Raw genomic sequence first — 18,348 nt, 5'->3', positions numbered from 1 at the left:
TGTAGAAGAACACCCAAATTCCCGCAGGGATGAACAGGCAAATTCCCGCAGCCGCCATTGACGGGGCCGCCACCGGTGGCCCCCCTTCGTGACCGGGCTCGACGCAGCCCGACGCCCCCGGCACGGAGGAGACGATGGCGCGGCTGCGGCAGGAGCACCGGATGGTGGCACGAGAGATGGTCGGCCGGGACGTCCCGGTTCGGCAGGTCGCGCGAGATCTGGGCGTCGATGAGTCGACGCTGCGCTATCACTTGGCGCGGCCCGAGGACGCGCCCGATGGGCGCCGAGCGCGCGCGTCCGTCCTCGATGGCTGGGGGGAGCGGATTACGGCGGTACTGCAGCGATTCGACGATCCGCGCGTGGGTGGCGAGGCGATGGACCGGATCGAGGCCTCGGTGGTGCACGGCGTGCTACGCCGCGAGTTCGGATTCACAGGCAGCTATCAGTCGGTACGCCGCCATCTGACGCGGCACTACCCGGCGCGGCCGACCCGGGCCGTGCGGCGGGTCGAGACGCCGCCTGGCATGCAGGCCCAGCACGATTGGTTCGATGTCGTCGTGCGCATCGGCGGCACGCGCCGACCGCTGCATGGCTTGATCGGTACGCTGTCGCACTCGCGCGCCCGGTTCGTGTGGCTGAGTCCCGTCATGGATCAGTTGGCGTGGCAGACGGGCCACCTGGCGTTGTTCACGCGGTACGGCGGCGTGCCGCGCTGGATTCGCGTCGATAACTTGAAGACCGCGGTGGCCTCGGGCGCGGGGCCGACGGCCGTGTTGAATCCCGCCTTCATGGCGTTCGCGCGCGCGTGCGGCTTCGCGGTCGATCCGTGTCGCGCGGCGACGGGCAGCGATAAGGGGAAGACGGAGCGGAGCGTGCGCACGAGCCGCGTGGACTTCGCCGATCTGTTCGCCTACGACTGGCCGGAGCTCGTCCCGCTGCAGGCGGCACTCGACGAGCGCTGTGCCGAGTGGCATGCCACGCGACGCTGTCCGATCACGGGCACGCTCATCGCCGAGGCCTTCCAAGCGGAGCAGGCGCAGTTACGGCCGCTGCCGACGCTGCACGAGCTGTTCGACTGCGTGGTCGCGCGGCCCGTCAGTCGCGATTGCCTCGTGAGCTTCGAGGGGCGGCGCTACTCGGTGCCCTTTGCGTGGGTGGGGCGCACGGTCGAAGTGCGCGGCACCACGCAGCAGGTCGTGGTGTGGGCCGAGGGGCAGGTCATTGCCCAGCATCCACGGCACACCGTGGAGCGCCTCGTGATCGACGAGCGCCACTACCTCGGGGCGAGCACCGCCACGGTGCTGGCGCCGACGCCACTCGGCCAGCGCGCGCGGCAGCAGCTCGCGACGGTCCCGCATGCGGAGCGCCTGCCCGCGCCCGAGGCGATCACGCGGCCGATGGCGCAGTACACCGCGCTGCTGGCGGCGCTCACCGGAGGCCGGTGATGGCCTTCGCCAAGCGCCCCGTGCGGCCAGCCGCGCCGCAGACCGGGCTCGATCCGGTCATCACCAAGCTCACCACCCTGGGCCTCGATCATCCGGCGGCGGTGTTGCCTGAGCTGATCGAGCAGGCCGCCCGCGACGATCTCAGTCCGCTCACCTTTCTCGATCTGCTGCTGACCAGTCAGCTCGAGCGCAAAGATGAGCGGCGCATCGCGACGATGCTCAAGCTCTCCGGGCTCCCGCCCGGCAAAACACTCGAAGGCTTCGATTGGGGCTTCCAGCCGAAGGCGGATCGCCGCCAGATCGATCTGCTCGCGACGTGTCAGTACCTGCGCGACAAGACCAACGTGCTGTTTCTCGGTCCGCCCGGTGTCGGCAAATCGCACTTGGCCGCCGCGCTCGGCGTCAACGCGATCAAGAACGGCTTCAGCGTCGCGCACTTCGTGCTCGATGATCTCATGCACGTGCTGAAGGCGGACGCGACGACCCCACCCGCCCGCCTACGGGCCCGGCGCTACTTCAACTGCGGCTTGCTCATCATCGACGAAGTCGGCTTCCGTCCACTCGACCGCATGGAGGCGAATCTCTTCTTCCGCCTCGTCTCGACCCGCTACGAGCGCGGCTCGATCCTGCTGACCTCCAACAAGCATGTGCGGGACTGGCCGGAGATCTTTGCCGGTGACGAAATCCTGACCACTGCCATCCTTGACCGCTTACTCCATCACGTCGCGGTCATTCACATCGACGGCCAGAGCTACCGGCTCCGTGAACTCGGCGCCCTGCTTAGCCCTACCAAGGAGGGCCCCCGAGCGGACAGCCCCCGCTCCAACTAACCCCAGGCGACCGCGGGGATTTGCCTGTTCATCAGATGCGGGACTTTGGGTGTACTTGCACAACTATGGAGTTTGCTGCGGGTGTGAGCCCGCCGCCAGTGTGCGGTGGGCAGCCCAGCGATCTGCTGGTGGCTGAGGCAAGAGCCGATGTATTGATGTGGCGATGACCACGAGCCGGTCGCCGTGGTCGGAAGGGGCTGTCGGCTGACGCGTGGGCACGCCGCGGCGGCGCATCCGGCAAGCGGGCGCACTGAGAGAGTTGAGGACCTGAGCGCGCGGGGGACGGGTCATGGCGGATCCAACCGAGCCAAGGCATGACTCGCTCGGCGCGGCGGCCGCGTCCGGTACAGGTGGCCTTGGCCGCTCTGCGTGCAGCGTGGGACCACGGGGAGTGTGGCAGGCGGCGCCTCGGCCCGCACCGCACGCGGTGCGGAGATCGAAACAGGCGTGAGGCGTGCGTGTAAGGCCTCGTGGATACCCGCGGCCTGAGGCCGCCAGAAGCCATAGTGACGGACTTGAGGTTGTGATAACGGGTGGATCCTGCAAACTCTGTGAGGAAATCGTGGATCTGCGAGTTTACAGACGAAGTCGCTTCACCATCTCCATAGGGCACATCAAACTCAAGGGCGCGATAGATGCCCTTGAGATCATACCCGAGCGCCCTCAGGTCAGCGGTCGTTGGCGTGTTGAGATCGTGCTCCGCCATGTGCCGAATGATGAATACCAGTTTCATCATTCGCTCGATCCCAATCGATAGCTGAAAGAATGCCGAATAGTACGAACCCTTGTCGCCAGGATTCGCAGGCGATTACGACCTTACCACTGCTTTAGCTGACCGCGAAGCGCGCGACAAGACCATTGATCGTCGCCGAGTGTAGCACCGCCTCATCCGGAATGAGCAGATAGCGCCATGGCTTGCCGCCGTGCACCGCCGCGTGCGCGTTCGCGTGCTGGCACCATTCGACCGCGGCCCGCGCCTTGGCCTGCACCTCCGTGTCCACGATCTGCTCGGGGTCCTTGATCTCGACGATCAGGCGATTGGCTGAGGTCTCGACGATGAAGTCCGGCAGATACTGGCGGTCGGCACTCCAGTAAATGCGAATGTCCGCCTTGCCCGGGCGGAACCAGCGCGTGGCACGATCGGCGGAATCTTCGAGGAGCACCGCAAAGCGCCGCTCCCCGTCTGAGTCGAATTGGACCTCGGGAAAGAGGCACCGTGCCATGTAGCCGAATCGCATCTGGCGGATACGCGCCCTATTGGTGACAGGCTCGCGGTAATTCGTGATCGGCTCGTCCCGAGCCACGGTGCGGCTGCGCCCTTCCGGCTTACTCCAACCATGGCTAATCACCGGTTCGTAGCCGGCAGGCGTTTCGTGACGATGCGCGCGCAGATGCCTGGCGATCTGGGCCGAGATGGATCGGGCGTGAAACGCGACGAGTCCGTGGAGCTTGTCCTCATCGGGCTCGTAGGTGCGAATGTGCTCTACCGCTTCGGCCGCACGCCGATACAGCAGGTCACCGTGCGCGTCGTAGTCGATGTCCGGTTCGTCGATGAGCGCACGTACGATGTAGTTCTCGATGCGCGCCTCGGTGGCAGGCAAGCCGGCGGCGATTCGGAATTGTTCACGTGACTGTAGCTCACGCACCACGATCTCCTGCTCCGGCAGCACGAAACGCATACCCCCGTCGGGGAGCGGCACGTCGTCGTACGTGACAATGGTCTCACCCAGTGGCTGCAGGAGAATTCGGGGGATGTCGATGACAGTCCCCACGACAGCGGACAGGACCTGCGACACGACCCGTTCCACATCGACGGCGGTGGCGCTGGCGTCGCCGCCGAATTCCAGCTGTCCCTTGCTGAGCGTTTCACGCACCATCGCTGCGACGGCCGCCTGCTGCGTCGCATCGGCAAGCTGAGTGCTGCTGGGTAAGGTGCGGAACGCATCCAGGGCCCCGTACACCACCTGGCCGACTCGTGCCTCCGCGGCGCTGGCGAATAACGGCGGGGCGCTGGCCACCGGCTGAGCGACCGTCGGTGCGGCTGACGGAGGTGGCTCCACGGTGGAGGGGCTCGAAGCTGAACCCTGCACTACGACCGGCGCGCTGAGCATGGCCTCCATGGTGGGCACCACAGTGAGCGCCACCAACGGAGCCGCCGCATCGCCTTCGCTCAGATCGATGCGATCGATCTTGAAGGGCGAGTCGCCGCGCTCCGCCTCATCGACAATCTCCTGGAACCGATCGTGGGCCACGATGGTCAGCCGATCGACGACCGGGACACCGGTGGGCTTGCCGTACGGCAAGCGCAACCCGCGCCCGATTGACTGCTCCACGAGCGTCCGGGAGTTGGCCGCCCGGAGTGGCACCACGGTGTACAGGTTGGTGACGTCCCATCCTTCTTTGAGCATCTCCACGTGAATGACGATCTCCGTGGGCTCATCCGCATCTTCCACCCGCAGCAGCCGCTGGATGACTTCGTCCTTCTCGGTGCCGGTCCGATTGGAGTGCACCGTGATCACACGGCCGGCGTACAGGCCACTGTGAAAGTCGCGCGCCGACATCATGGCCTGCAGCTGCTCGGCGTGCTGGGTATCGCGGGCGATCACGAGCACGAACGGCTTTACCCGTCTCACGCCCTCGCGGTCGGCGTACGCGATGAGTTCGGCCTTCACCTGCTCGTGCAGTACCAGCGCGTCTTCCAGCTTGATTCGGTCCAGAGCTTCCACATCACTGGTGTCCACTGGGTGGTTGCTGCGCCCGGCCACGGCGGGCTTCTTCACGAACCCATCGGCGATGGCGTTCGCCAGCCCATAGCGATAGGCCACGTTGCTGAACGGCTCCACCCGGGTACCGCGCTGCACCTGCGGCGTGGCGGTAAGCTCTATCCCGAGCAGCGGATTCAGGTCGTTGAGCGCCGTCGCGGCAGCAGCCGCTCGATAGCGATGCGACTCGTCCATGAGCACAACGAGATCGGGGAGCCCAGCCAAGTACTCGAAGTAACTTGTCCCGATCGTCTCCCGCAGGGTGCGCATGCGGGCGCCTTCCTTCGAGTCGAACTTGGAGATATTGAGCACGTTCACGAACACGCGTTCCTGAAACAGATCGCCACCAGCGCCTCGTACGCCGCGGCCGGTGTCCCAGTCCTCGGAGATCAGCTCCGGTGGGGTGGCGGCGAACTCCGGCAGGCCAGCGAATACGTACTTGGGCGTGTTCTGGGTAAAGTCGCGCCGCAGCTTGTCGTATATGGTGAGATTGGGCGCGACTACGAGAAAGTCACGGATGCCGTGCACCCGATGCAGATAGGCGATCTGCGCGCCCATGAGCCGTGTCTTGCCAACGCCGGTGGCCAGTGCGAAGGTGGCGCTAGGAAACGCTCGATCGAATGAGATGAGCGACGGGGCCACGGCCGTACAGGCTTCACGTTGCGCCTCGCGATCGCCGGTCTTGATGGCGGCGAATGCGCGGCGATCGGCATCCGCGGAGGGGAGCTGCAGGGCAGTGGCCAGTTTGCCAAGCATGGCCAGCGCATCATGCTGCGGTTTACGAAGCGAAAGGCGCTGCGCTATCTCGCGAACGGCACGCTCGTTCATGCGTCGCCCTCGGCCAGCAGGTCCGTCTGCGGGTCGCTCTGTGCCCCACGCTTCGTCGCTTTCGCCTTGGCCTTCCGGGATTGGGCCTGCCCAGGGGCACCGCTCTCTTCAGGTTGGGCTTTGGTGCTTTCCGTGTCATCGGCTGCTGATACGGGCGCGTCGGGCAGGGCCGCAATGCGCAACGAGTAGTCGTCCCGCCCAAACTCGCAGCGGCCGAGGACCGCGTTTGGAAGCTTCTTGAGCGAAAGGTTGGGCCACGCTTCGGCGCTACCCAGCCAGGCGCGACAGAGCACCAGCAGCGAGCGGTCGGGGCCAACCGATTCATTGAGCCACTCCAGCTGGCGCGCATCAAGCGTTTGCGTGGTCACGTACAGGTAGTCGCGCTCCGTGCTCCTGCCGTGCTGCCAGAACACTTGCGGATTGGGCTCGTAGCGGAACCCATGCAGCTTGCACACCGCCTCGGCGAGCATGGTGGCGTTGTATTCTCGGCTCACCACCCAGTTGCCCCAGTGATCGCGCTCGAGCAGCGACGGCGCGAGGCGCAGGAAACGGAACCCGCCGCCGCCCTTCCAATTGGACTGCGCTGTGACACCGCCGGGGTCGGCGCCATCGATCACTTTGCGCAGGCGCGGTACACAGTGAGTAACGGCGTGATCGCCTAGTTCAATGCCGATCCAGCGGCGGCCCATCTTGTGCGCGACGGCGGCGGTGGTTCCGGAACCGAGGAAGGAGTCGAGTACGAGGTCGCCAGGACTGGTGCAACAACCAATCAAATAGGCGACAAGACCTTCCGGCTTCGGAAACGAGAACTTGTTGTCCTGACCGAAGAGCGCCACGCTCTCGTTGGTACCGTGCTGCGTATAGTGCCCGTCAATAACCGAGACTGGCTTTGCCCCCCGTTCTTCACCGGCTTGATCTTTGAGGTACTGCTTGTAGTTCACGGACCACTTGCCGGACTTCTTTACAATCACGATTTCACCGCGCGCGCGTGCGGCGGTGACGCGCTCGGCGTTCCATTGCCACTGCTTCTCCGGCCAGATGTCCTCGCCGTCATCGCTAACGATCCTATAGCGTAGATTTGGCCTGCGATCCATGCTGTTGGTAGCTAGCGGTTGAAGTCGATAGGGTCCGCGGACGTGAAAGTACTCGTCCTGATACTTGTAGTACTTGAGGACTTTAGGGTCAGGAGGCAGGAGGAATGGCGACAATCTTGCAATGTCCTTTGCATAGCAGAGTGCGTATTCATGCTGGTTCACAAAAAACCGTGATTTTGCGCCGCCACCGTAGCTCTTCTTCCAGGTAGCGACCTCGATTCGATTTCTCCGGCCGAAGTGCTCGTCTAGCAGCGCTCCGAGGTAGAATAGCTCGTTCGCATCAATCGTTACGAACAGAATTCCATCGCCCGCAAGCAAGCGATAGAGCACATCTATTCGGTCGCGCATCATCGATAGCCACAGCGAGTGCTCCACACCATCGTCGTAGTGCTCGAACGCGCTCCCGGTGTTGTACGGAGGGTCGATGAATACGCACTTCACCTTTCCCGCATACTCCTGCTCCAGCGCCTTGAGCGCGAGCAAGTTGTCGCCCTGAATGAGCAGGTTGTCGAAGCGATCATTTGCCGTGACGCGTGCCGCCGCGTGGTACGACAGCGCCGGGTCTTCGATGAGGATGCGCGGTTCGAGGCGCGGACGGTCGTCCTTGCCCACCCAGGTGAGTTCCAGTTTCTGCGAGCGCGTCATGCGGGTATGGTGCAATAGGGGTCTGACAGTGCGTTCATGGCTCAAGCAGCCACCGTGCCGCCGGCATCCACTGCAGGCGGCCCGGCAACTCGCGCGCCGGCGGTGTCGGATCGAGGGTGACCAGCAGAGCTTCTGCCTCTGGATTAGCGGCGGACGCTGACATGAGGGCGCGGACTTCACGATCCCAGGTGTCGTCGGCCGAGGTATCGAGGCATACCTGCACAAGCAGCGGCGTCGCACCTGCGCGCGTGGCAAGGAAATCGACCTCCCATCCCTCTTCGGTACGGTACCAGTCGACCGCGTATCTCCGGCGCTCCAGTTCCAGAAGGATGGCTGTTTCGAGCGCCCGCCCGCGATGCGTGCGTCCCGCAGTCTCGTAGACCGCGATGAGTCCGGGATCCACCGGATAGACCTTGCGCGGGTTGCTCATGCGCTGCCGCTCGGAGCTGCTGTGCATGGTGATGCTGCGCAGCAGGAACGCATCCTCGAGATGGTTCACGCAATCGTACACGGTGTCCTTTCCCACGCCGATCCCCTGCGAACGCAGGCTGTCGTAGAGCTTCTTGACGGACACGCTACCGCCCGGTGTGGCCAGCAGGTGCCTTTGCAGCCAGCGCAGTGCCCGCACGTTGGTAACGCTGTGTCGCTCGATCACATCGCGCAGCACCATGGTGTCCACGTACCCGGTGAGCAGGTCGCTGCGATCGATCGGGTCTGCACGCTGCGCCTCGGGAAATCCGCCCACCGTGAGATAGCGCTGCAGCGCCTGATCTAGCACCGCGCGTTCGGTGGCGGCCAGCCGCTCCCAGGGCTCTGCAGGTTCCGACTCGGCGTGACGGAGCGTCTCGCGGAAGGAGAAGGGGTGGACGAGCACCTCCATCGCCCGGCCGCGGAGCGAGGTGGCCACTTCCTTGCTCAGCAGCTTGGACGACGATCCCGAGACCACGATCTCGACGTCTCCCGCCGCCAGCAGGCGATGCACGAGCGTCTCCCAATCGGGCACGACCTGTACTTCGTCCAAACAGAGTGTGAGCGTACCGCCCTGCCGTACGTGGGGATATCGGCGACCATGTTCCTCGACAAGCCAACCCAGGTCGGCCGCCGTGAGGCCGACGAGTCGCTCGTCCTCGAGTTCGAGGAGCAGCTGCGACTCGCGCGAGCGCCCCGCGGCGATCTGTTCGGCCATGCGGCGCAGCAGAAATGAAGTTTTCCCACCGCGGCGCACGCCGACAACCGCCAGGGCCTTGCCGGGTATCCCGGGCACGCGCACATCACGGGCGATGCGCGGCGGGATGGCGGTCTTCATCGCTTCAGAGAGCTTATCGCGTAGTCGTTCGCGGGATACCGGCTGATCTTGGGCCATCTTTCATTCCTGGAAGGACAGCTTATGGTCAGACTTTCACTGTGCAAGTGAAAGATTACACACTTTCCGTCCTTTAGGGAAGGGAGTGTCTGCAGAAACTTTCAACGTGAGCTCACACCAGCCGCCACCCGACCACGAACCGTTCGCTCCAGGCGTGTTGGACCGCCATCTGCCGCTCAACCGCGGCAATCAGCTCGTCCCGACGTTCGGCGATGCGGTCCTGGGCGTCGAACAGTTCGCGCCGAGCCACGTTCCGGCGCTGTTCAAGCGCCTTGAGCGCACGCTGCGCGTCCAGCTTGGCGGCCAGCGTATCGGCACCGCGGGCCACTCCTCGGGCTTCCACTATCTGCCGGTCGAGCTCCTTGAGCTCCCGCTCCAGTGACAGTCGCAGATCGTCGGCCCAGGCATCCAGTTTGGTCACCTCCTCATCGTACCAGCCGGCATTGCGACGCTCCACCTCCGCCAGCACACGTTGGCACGCCTCCTCCCGCGCTGCCGTGACCGCGAGCGCCACGGCAGCGAACGACGCCGGTACCTCCTGCACCACATCCAGCGTGAGGAGACGACGGGCCTGCTCCTCATCGAGGACGCGGCCATCGGTGCTGACGGCCGCCAGCACGGAATGCGTCTCTGTCTGCAGTGAATGCACGGTGAACTGCCCGCACACCAGCCAGCCGCTGGCGCCGCTGAACTCGGCCAAAGCGGACACTGGCGGTTGGCGCTGGCTGAACTGCAGCGTGAGTTGGGCAGCCGGCAACTCGCGGCTGAGCGCCCGCTCGATGAGCGCCGCAGCCAATGGATGATCCGGCCGGAAGAACGCATCACCGAGCCGGTCGGCATCGGGCCAGAGCAGCGCATACCAGCCACGCGGTGCCAGGTCTCCGTGGTAGCGAAAGCGGGGCGCATCGGCAGCGAAGTCCGCGTGTCCGGCCAACTCGTGCCGAGCCAGTGACCAGAGGGTGCGCTGGTGTGCCTCGAGGGCCTGTTGCGCCTGCTCACGATGCACGTGCAGACGGGTTTGCACGTCGTCATCGAAGTGTTCAAGCACCGCACGGCGCGTCCGCTCCATGCGGTCGGCGATCTCGGCCTCCAGTTCAGCCTGCAGCGCATCGAAGGCGGCGTGGATATCGGCGGTTGTGCGGCACGATTGGTACACCTGGGCAATCCGCCGTTCAATGTCCACGCCGCTCTCAAGTGCACCGAGCACGCCGTCGGACGCACCAAAGACCCCCTCAAAGAGGCGAAACTTGGCCGCGAGCAGCTCAAAGACCCGCTTGTCGGCCGCGTTGGCGGTGTTCACCAGGTTGAGCACCACCACGTCGTGCTGTTGGCCGTAACGATGACAACGGCCGATCCGTTGCTCGATGCGCTGCGGGTTCCATGGCAGGTCATAGTTCACCACCAGCGAGCAGAAGTGCAGGTTCACCCCTTCGGCGGCTGCCTCAGTGGCGACGAGGATGGTTGCCGTGTGACGAAAGGCATCGATGATGGCCGCGCGCGTGTCGGCGGCGCGGGAGCCGGAGAGTAAAGCGGTGCCGGCGTGCGCATCTCGCCAGGCTTCGTAGCGGGCGCGGGAGATCGGGTCGCTGTTCTGGCCGTTGAGGAACACGACCTGGCCCGCATAGCCGTTGGCTTCGAGCAGGCGCACGAGATACTCCTGCGTGCGGCGCGACTCGGTGAACACAACTGCTTTGCGTGCAGCACCGAGAGCCGTGGCGCGATGGAGGGCCGACTCGAGGGCGGCGAGGAGCGCTGTGCCTTTCGCGTTGCCATCGATGGACTCAGCCAGCGCCGCATAGCGCCGCAGCTCGGCGAGCTCGGAAGCTGGATCGGGCGCAGATGTGGTGGCATCTGGACCATCCGTTTGGGTGAACTCGTCGTTCAGTTCATCCAGACCATCGAAGTCGCCCGAGATGGCCGCGTCGATCTGGGGAGCGTGGCTCGTTGCTGTGGCCCCGGCAATAGCCTCGAGCCGAGCCGCCAGCGCGCGCAGGGTGCCGGCAATGGCAAACGATGATGAAGCGAGCAGGCGTCGCAGCACCAGCGTGAGCAGCGCCCGCTGGCTGGGGGGAATGGCCAGCAGATCGGTACGCTGCAGGTAGGCGCTGACCAGATCGTAGAGCTGCTGTTCGGCCGCAGAGGGGGTGAAGTTCTGCGTAAGTGGAATGCGATTGGTGAACCGCACGTACTCGAGCACCTGCGAGCGCAGCGTGCGGGTGAGGACCCCACTCATCCGCTCACGCAGGCTGGCCGCCGCGGGCGCGTCGAGCGCGGCGCCGGAGCCGAAGCGGGCGCGAAAGGAGGCTTCGTCGCCAAAGCAGTGCGGGTCGACGAACGACGTGAGCCCGTACAGCTCCAACAGGGAGTTCTGCAGCGGCGTGGCGGTGAGCAGCAGTTTGGGCGCCTGCGCTGTGGCGTCTCGCAGCGCAGCCGCAATACGGCTGCCCGGCTTGTACACATTGCGCAACCGATGCGCTTCGTCGAACACGACCAGATCCCACATCACACCTGCCACCGATGCCGCGCGGCCGGCGGCAAACTGATACGACGTGACCAAGATGGCGTCGGTACGATCCAGCGACTGTGTGCGCTGATCGAGGATCTCCGCGGGGAGGCCAAACTTCTGTCGGAGCTCCTCGACCCACTGCTTGCGCAGGGTTGCCGGAACAATCAGCAAGATACGGCGGCGGCGCTCGGCCCAGCGCTGCGCGATGACAAGACCGGCCTCAATAGTCTTGCCGAGTCCCACTTCATCGGCAAGAATGACCCCGCGCGCGAGCGGGGAGCGCATGGCGAACAGCGCCGCGTCGACCTGGTGCGGGTTGAGGTCGACCTTGGCGTTGGCAATGGAGCGGGCGAGGTCGGACACCGTCCCGGTTGCCTCGCTGGCAACGAGCTGGAGCGCCCACCAGGCGGCGTGGTAGTCGGTGGTGAGGGGTGCGTCTGGAGACCCGCGCATGTGAGGAAATGTACTCCGTAGTCAGGGCGATCGTTTCGCTCTGCTCTGCCATCACTATCTGTCTCCAGCATGCGACATCTTGTCGAGCACTTGCAGCGCGCGGCGGAACACGCGTGCTGCTGACTGGAAACCGCCGGAACCTCCAAGCTCGATCAGCCAGCCGTAGAAGGCGACATCCCCTCAAGATTGCCGATCAGCACACGCGCTTCCTCCTCACCTGTCGGGGACTCCTCTCCACCGAAGGCGTCGGCGTCAAACCGTTCTTCGAGCGCGCCTTCCGCGGATATGGATTGCCGTTGGCCATCCGCACGGACAACGGGGGGCCGTTCGCCACGACCGGTATTCATGGCCTGTCAAAGCTCAACGTCTGGTGGATGCGGCTCGGCATTCAGCATCAACGCATCCATCCGGGACGACCGCAGCAGAACGGCGCGCATGAACGAATGCATCGGACGCTGAAGCGTGCCGCCAGTCGTCCGCCACGGGCCAATGCCGCCGCGCAGCAGCGGGCGTTTGACGCCTTCCGGCGCGAATACAACACGGAACGCCCCCACTAGTACCTGGGTGGGGAGACGCCGTCTGCACATTACGCGACGTCGCCCCGTGCATATCCGAAGCAGCTCCCGGCCCAAGAATACCCCGGGCACTTCTTGGTGAAGAAGATCACGACCGGTGGAACGTTTCGCTTCCAACATCGACTGCTGTTTATCGCGCAGTCGCTCACGAACCACCACATCGGACTGGAAGAGACAGACGACGGCATCTGGTCGATCTTCTTCAACACCGTCCTCTTAGCCAAGCTCGACGAGCGGGACTACATCATCCGCGGGTAACCCGTTCTCAAGTGTTACCCATGTTGCCGGTTTACTCTGTTACCCATCTCCCCGGTTGCTCAAAGACGGCTATGTGGACGGACGCTCACGGCTCAAGATCTCGCCACCTTGAACCGCAAGTTGCCCGAGTACTCCGCTTGTCTGACCCGCTCGTCGATGAATCTCCTTCACGATTGCTTCCGCATCTTCAATTGTGCGTTCCGCAATGGCTAGAGTACACCGCTTCTCCCATGCAGTCTCTGGGTACTTTATCGATTCGGGCGGCGGTCCTGGTTGCATGACTGATAAAGATTCCGTTCGAGCGTGGGCAAGCACGTCACGGAATTTCCATAGTTCAACAAGCGACTGAAATGGCCTTCTACCGAAGTCGGGACGAATGTCGGCATGCCTGCAGATCATGCTCAACTTGTTTCGTACTGAAATTCGCTCTACATCTTCCCAGAATGGAAAGAGATTCTCTCCGACGAAGTTTAGGTAAGCTTCCACGGCGAACGCCGCCATGACCTGCGCAGTCAAGAAATCTGACTGATTTGGCTCCTCTCGGCCGCGACTGAGCGCGAGTCGCGCAATGGAGAACAGCGCCGAGTGCGCAAGTACTGTTCGATCCAGCCGGTGGGCAAGTGTCTCGCGCTGTGTCATCGTTTTTGGCGTGGCTAACGCCCAAGCTAAGCTGCAAAGCGGCCCACGCTGCCCCTGAACGAACGAGGAGCTCCGGGCCGCTTTGTCAGCTTCAGCGCCTCGTTAGCTAGCCAGAAGGGTAGCATCAGGCCGCGACCCGTAGAGCGACGGGGAGATATACACTGCCAGCCTCCTTCTCGATTGCTCGGCGAACGTCGATCGTGCCGCTTGAATCGAGCACCTCGATGATCACAGAGAAGGATTGCGTGTAGTTGTCTGGCAGGTCACCTCTCGTCATTAGGCGCAGCCGCAGCTCCCACTCGCCTGCAGCATACCCGCGTCGGAACGGATGCGAGAAGTGCACTAAGGGGTTCCATGGGAAGAGCACATCATCCTCCGCACCACCGATGCTCACCTCCCGCATGCCTGCCTCCGTCCGCTTGCGCAGTTGGCCGGAAATCCGACAGAGCGAGTAGTTCACTGAATCATCGGCGCTGACTGGAGGATCGAACACGACCGTGCCGCGCACTGTGAGCCGCGCTCGCGGCTCGTCCGCTAGTGCGCTCGGGACGTGAAATGGTAGGTACAGGTACGAGTCCTTCCGGATCTCCCCTTGGAAGAGGTAACTCGCGGAGGTAGCGCCAGAGAACATTGCCTGATCAACATCAGGTTCGCCGAAGCCGCACAGATGATGTGCTTCCAGCGGTGCACCTACAGCCGGAGTCTCGACAGGTCGGGCGAAGTGGCAAAGAAGCGCTCTCACTAGGTTCGGATGCGCATCCGGGTACGCATCGAAGATCCGCGCAGCGTACTGTGAAACCAGGGGAGCGGAGTAGCTCGTCCCGGTGGCGTACTCCAAGTGCGTACCCGCCCTTCCCAACCCATAAGCGGCAATGCGAGGAGAGGTCGCCCAGCCAGCCCCAGTGAAGAAGACATTCCCGCCATGTGCAGCGAGTTCCGGCTTCAATGCGCGATCTGCGCCTGGACCTCGCCGCGAGTACGGCGCTAGTTCACGCTCTCGTGCCACGCAATTAGGCTCGCAGTAACGCGCAACAGATCCGACGGTTAGCGCGAGCAGAGACTCGGCAGGGAACAGAATCCTTGCAGACTCCGGTGAGAAGTGGTGAGGTGGAACCGCGCACGGATCGGTGATATTGCCTGCAGAGATAACAAAGAGAACCTGGTACTTGCGCGCTAAGTGGTCGATCAGGCGTGCGAGTGACGAGTAGAAGCCGTCCGAGATGGGGGCAATGCCGAGCGAGATGTTGAACACCTTTGTTCGATCGCGCAGAGCCGGGACGACGCGCTGTAGGACTTCACCGAGTTCAGATGCACTCCGCGCGATGCGGTTTCCAAGTCCGTCATCCCCGGTGACCTGAACGTCAATGATGGGACACCAAGGTGTAGCCCTACGACTCAGCACTCCCGTAATCTCGTCGCCGTAGACGACACGGCTGGCGACGAACGTTCCATGGGCGAGATGAGGCCCTACACTTCTCGGCGGTAACTCATCCACCGTGTGCACTACCAACCCGTCAAGAAGGCTGCAGCGTGAGTTGACGCCGGAGTCGATCACAGCGACCGGCATTTGACAGCGAGGTGAGTCGACCTGAAGGATCGAAGGCACCGGATCCGCCGGAGTGCCGCTTTCGGTGACCACTTCGGCGTTCGATTCGATGGAGCGCACGAACATGTACTGCTCGCCTACACGGTCCATCTCGGAACGAGTCAGTTCAGCCGCTATCGCGACCAGTCCGTTGTCGTACTGGTGAAGCGCTGCTGCTCCCATTCCGCGGTCGCTCAGGTCCCGTGCGATCCGCTGGGCGACCACGGCCTTCAACTCAGCAGGCAGCGCGGAGTAAAGTGTAATCAGGCATTTCGTTGGCGCTTCACCTGCAACTGTTGCAAGCACCGGTTCTACCTTTCTTTGCACCCCTACTGGCTTGATAGAGTCAATTGCAGAGAGATTGCTCTTCCCCACATGCCGCGGTGTATTCGCGTAACGTTCGATCTTACGCTGAAGTGCTCCGATGCGCTCGCGCGGAATCCGTGCGATGGCAACGTTAGCTGCCTCGGGTGACAAGGCCACAACCTCGAAGCCAAGGTTTCGCAGATGAAGCCGCTCCTTGCCTGCCGGACGGTCGGCTGCCATCGCGATCTCAACGATGAGGTCAGTCGCTATGTCGAGGTCCGCTTTCCCTTGGAACTCGCTGATCGACCTGGTAAAGGCGTCAAGGAGGGTGCGGCTGTGCTCTGCGAGATCCGGGCGCTCGTAAGTGTCGCCGCCACCACGCGGGGCGAACGTCTCGGTTCGCACCCGCTCGCCGGGAATCCACAAGTGCGTGAGTGGCGCGTCGGGCATCTCAGAGTGGAGAGTGAATCGGTTGACCAGCTAACGAGAATTCACCTGTGTGAAATCACTGCACACAAACCTTTACGCTGTGCACCTCGCCAACATAGCACGTCGATTGTCTGACTGCTTCTCGTTGCGCAAAGTAAGTGCAATCAAGAGGTTACGTCCATACCGTGACAAGCTGAGCCGTAATTTATCCCTGTGCTGAACGTTCTGTATGCCGGGCGAAGTCTCGGTTCACCTAGGCAATGGCCCCATCGCGGCTCTCCATCCCCCCGCCTGATCCTCCTACAACTGCCCCGTCTCCCCCCAACTCTCAAGTCTGGCACGGTACCCCGAATCCTCATACCGCCGCACATCAAACGCCGCCGCATACTCCGGCCCTTCCGAACCCACGAGCCGAGCCCCCACCATCTCCGCCGCCGCCGGCGCGGCCATCAGCCCAAACCCGCTGAATCCCGCGCACACATACGCGCCGTCTGCACCCGCCGGCCCAATGAGCGGCCTGTTCTCCCGCGTCTTGGTGTAGTAGCCGCCGTCCACCCAGCAGCGCGGCAGGCGCTCCAGATACGCGCGCAACCCCGGCGCCAGCGCACACATGCCACGCAGCACCACTTCGGGATAGTACGGGTCCTCAGGCAACGGGTACATCGGCGCGTCGTACCGCTGCGCGCCGTGATAGTCCCACAGCATCAGCACCGTGCGACTCGCGCCGTATCCCTCGGGCCGCAAATGAATGCCCGCCGGCAATTCATGAGTCATCCACGCCAGATCGGGGTCGGCCGCCAGCTCGGCGCGCTCCTCACTGCTCCACGGCAAGGATATGGGGTCGTCGAGAATCACCAGCCCCGTGCCACGGTCCACCACACCATGCTCGTCTTCCATGGACAGCTTGTAGTGGGCCTCGCTGAACAGCGGCAGGTCCTGCCCGCACAGCGCGCCCACCGCACGCGCATGGGGGCCCGCGGCATTGACGAAGGCGCCGCAGCTCACATGTCTCGACTCGCCACCAAGCGCCACGTCCACACCAACCACCCGGCCGCCCTCCACCCGCACGCGCTCCACGCGCCCCTCCACCAGCACACCATCTGCCGCACGCAGTTCTTCCAGCAGCATCATGCCCAACTGCTGACCGCTGAACCATCCGCAGCGGCGCGCATGCAACACGGCACACACGTCGGGCGACAGCCAGGGGAAGTGCGCTCGAATGGACTCGGCGTCCAGAAACAGGTCCGCGCCCGGGGGATGATTGGCCCAACCCTGCAAGGCCGAGGGCTGGTACTGCTCCGCCTCGGCCGTTGAGCGATACACTCGCAGCGGCCCCGCACCCTGCGCGCTGGCCAGCGCCGCGTTGCGTTCAAACTCGGCGGCACGCGACGCACGCGTGGTGGCATACACATACCCGCGCCGGTTGAGCAGGAACCGATTGCCCGTGCGCTCTGCCCAGTGCTCCAGTCGGTCAATGCTGCGATTCATGAAGCGCACCATGGCGTCGTCGGGCCCCGGCCACCAATTGCGATAGGCCTCGGTGCTCTTGTCGCTGGTGAGACTCATGGGCGCATGCTCGCTCACCACCAGCACGCGCAGGCCATGGGTCACCGCCAACTCATGCGCCACCGCAAGACCCGCAATGCCCGCACCACACACCACCACGTCGGACACCGGTGGCACAGCACTCACGCGCGCTGCCCCGCGTGAATGGCCGCCGCCCAGCAGGCGCGCTCCACCTGTGTGGCCGTCCACGTGTCACCCAACACCGCACGCAACTGCTCGGCGCGCGCACTCAGAGCCGCGGCATACTTGCGATAGTAACCCGCCGTCCACGCCACCGGCCCCAGGCCCTCCACCTGACGCGCCACCAACTCGTCAAAGAAGGGGAAGGCCTGCGGGTCCATGAGCGCCAGCACCGCCGAGGCCGTGGCCGGGCCCACACCACCCAGTGAAGTCACCGCGCTGAGCGCCTTGCCCGGCTGCTGCAGCAGACCCGCCGCACGCATCGTGGCGTCTTCCACCACACCAGGGGCGTTGTTCTTGACCAGCACCAGATTGGGCGCGCGCCACACCCCACGCGCCATCTTCCACTCGGTAATGCGCACCATCTCGTCGTGCGTGACATGCATGGGCGCGCGCGATGTGACCAGCGCCGGCAACTCGTGGCGGTACCACAGGTCATGAGCAGCCAGCCGCTCGCTGGGCAGCGCGGCAATGGCGGCGTCGTACGACGAGAGGGCGTCGCGCCAGGCGTCGGCGGTGCTGGCGGACCACAGGGTGGGTTGGGTCATGCCGCAATTTCGTGCGCGGGTAAGCGAGCCGCGAGACTTCCCGGTCATTTCGTGTGTAATTACATTGTAGTTCCGGCGTTGGAGGAAACATGAAGACTCGACTGGTACAGATCGGAAACTCACGTGGCGTCAGGTTGGCCAAGCCGATCATCGAACAGGCCGGACTCACCGAAGAGGTGGAGGTCCGCGTGGAGGGGGGGGCGGTGATCATCACCTCCTCAGCAACACCAAGAGCCGGGTGGGCGGAGGCAGTGTCCGCCAATCCACCATCCGGGTTGATTGATCCGCCATCGAACACGCAGTTCGATGACACGGAGTGGACGTGGTAGCCGCAGG

At 64.0% G+C, this 18,348-nt stretch carries 12 protein-coding genes; 5 read left to right on the top strand and 7 right to left on the bottom strand.

Annotation, left to right across the window (positions count from 1 at the left end; genetic code table 11):
* The first annotated feature begins 134 nt into the window (after nt 1-134).
* The gene (gene istA / locus B2747_RS02305) at nt 135-1,445 is read left to right on the top strand and encodes an IS21 family transposase (protein ID WP_291156366.1); all 1,311 of its coding nucleotides are present in this window, start codon (nt 135-137) and stop codon (nt 1,443-1,445) included.
* Entirely contained in the window at nt 1,445-2,275 is an 831-nt protein-coding gene (gene istB / locus B2747_RS02300; protein WP_291156363.1) for an IS21-like element helper ATPase IstB, read from the top strand. Before istA ends, istB begins: the two co-directional genes overlap by 1 nt.
* An 827-nt stretch (nt 2,276-3,102) precedes the next feature.
* On the opposite strand, the gene B2747_RS02295 is transcribed toward istB, so the two are convergent.
* The 4 genes from B2747_RS02295 to B2747_RS02280 all read right to left on the bottom strand — a co-directional run bounded on the left by B2747_RS02295 (nt 3,103) and on the right by B2747_RS02280 (nt 11,926).
* Nucleotides 3,103-5,865: a DEAD/DEAH box helicase gene (locus B2747_RS02295; protein ID WP_291156360.1), complete on the bottom strand. Its 2,763-nt coding sequence runs from the start codon at nt 5,863-5,865 to the stop codon at nt 3,103-3,105.
* Nucleotides 5,862-7,604, bottom strand: a complete 1,743-nt coding sequence (locus tag B2747_RS02290; RefSeq protein WP_291156356.1) for a site-specific DNA-methyltransferase — start codon at nt 7,602-7,604, stop codon at nt 5,862-5,864. The genes B2747_RS02295 and B2747_RS02290 overlap by 4 nt, the downstream gene beginning before the upstream one ends.
* A 34-nt stretch (nt 7,605-7,638) precedes the next feature.
* A complete protein-coding gene (locus B2747_RS02285) occupies nt 7,639-8,910 on the bottom strand; it encodes an ATP-binding protein (protein WP_291156353.1) in 1,272 nt (423 codons plus the stop codon).
* 169 nt (nt 8,911-9,079) lie between these two features.
* On the bottom strand, nt 9,080-11,926 hold the full coding sequence (locus tag B2747_RS02280) for an SNF2-related protein (RefSeq protein WP_291156349.1): 2,847 nt from the start codon (nt 11,924-11,926) through the stop codon (nt 9,080-9,082).
* 113 nt (nt 11,927-12,039) lie between these two features.
* Here B2747_RS02280 and B2747_RS02275 point away from each other — a divergent pair, with 113 nt between their 5' ends.
* Nucleotides 12,040-12,483, top strand: coding sequence for an integrase core domain-containing protein (locus B2747_RS02275; RefSeq protein WP_291156346.1), 444 nt, complete (start codon nt 12,040-12,042; stop codon nt 12,481-12,483).
* Between the two features lie 96 nt (nt 12,484-12,579).
* Nucleotides 12,580-12,759 (top strand): hypothetical protein, encoded by a 180-nt coding sequence (locus B2747_RS02270; protein WP_291156344.1) that lies wholly within the window; start codon nt 12,580-12,582, stop codon nt 12,757-12,759.
* A 763-nt stretch (nt 12,760-13,522) separates the two neighbouring features.
* On the opposite strand, the gene B2747_RS02265 is transcribed toward B2747_RS02270, so the two are convergent.
* The 3 genes from B2747_RS02265 to B2747_RS02255 form a co-directional block, all read right to left on the bottom strand.
* Entirely contained in the window at nt 13,523-15,739 is a 2,217-nt protein-coding gene (locus B2747_RS02265) for a S8 family peptidase (protein WP_291156342.1), read from the bottom strand.
* A 279-nt stretch (nt 15,740-16,018) separates the two neighbouring features.
* Nucleotides 16,019-17,410 (bottom strand): NAD(P)/FAD-dependent oxidoreductase, encoded by a 1,392-nt coding sequence (locus B2747_RS02260; RefSeq protein ID WP_291156340.1) that lies wholly within the window; start codon nt 17,408-17,410, stop codon nt 16,019-16,021.
* Nucleotides 17,407-18,012 carry a hypothetical protein gene (locus B2747_RS02255; RefSeq protein WP_291156337.1) on the bottom strand — a complete coding sequence of 202 codons (606 nt, stop codon included), beginning with the start codon at nt 18,010-18,012 and terminating at the stop codon, nt 17,407-17,409. Before B2747_RS02255 ends, B2747_RS02260 begins: the two co-directional genes overlap by 4 nt.
* An 89-nt stretch (nt 18,013-18,101) precedes the next feature.
* Here B2747_RS02255 and B2747_RS02250 point away from each other — a divergent pair, with 89 nt between their 5' ends.
* Nucleotides 18,102-18,341: a hypothetical protein gene (locus tag B2747_RS02250; RefSeq protein WP_291156334.1), complete on the top strand. Its 240-nt coding sequence runs from the start codon at nt 18,102-18,104 to the stop codon at nt 18,339-18,341.
* Nucleotides 18,342-18,348 lie beyond the last annotated feature (7 nt).

Source organism: Gemmatimonas sp. UBA7669 (assembly GCF_002483225.1).
Taxonomy (GTDB): domain Bacteria; phylum Gemmatimonadota; class Gemmatimonadetes; order Gemmatimonadales; family Gemmatimonadaceae; genus Gemmatimonas.
This window is presented reverse-complemented; position numbering and strand designations above follow the sequence as displayed.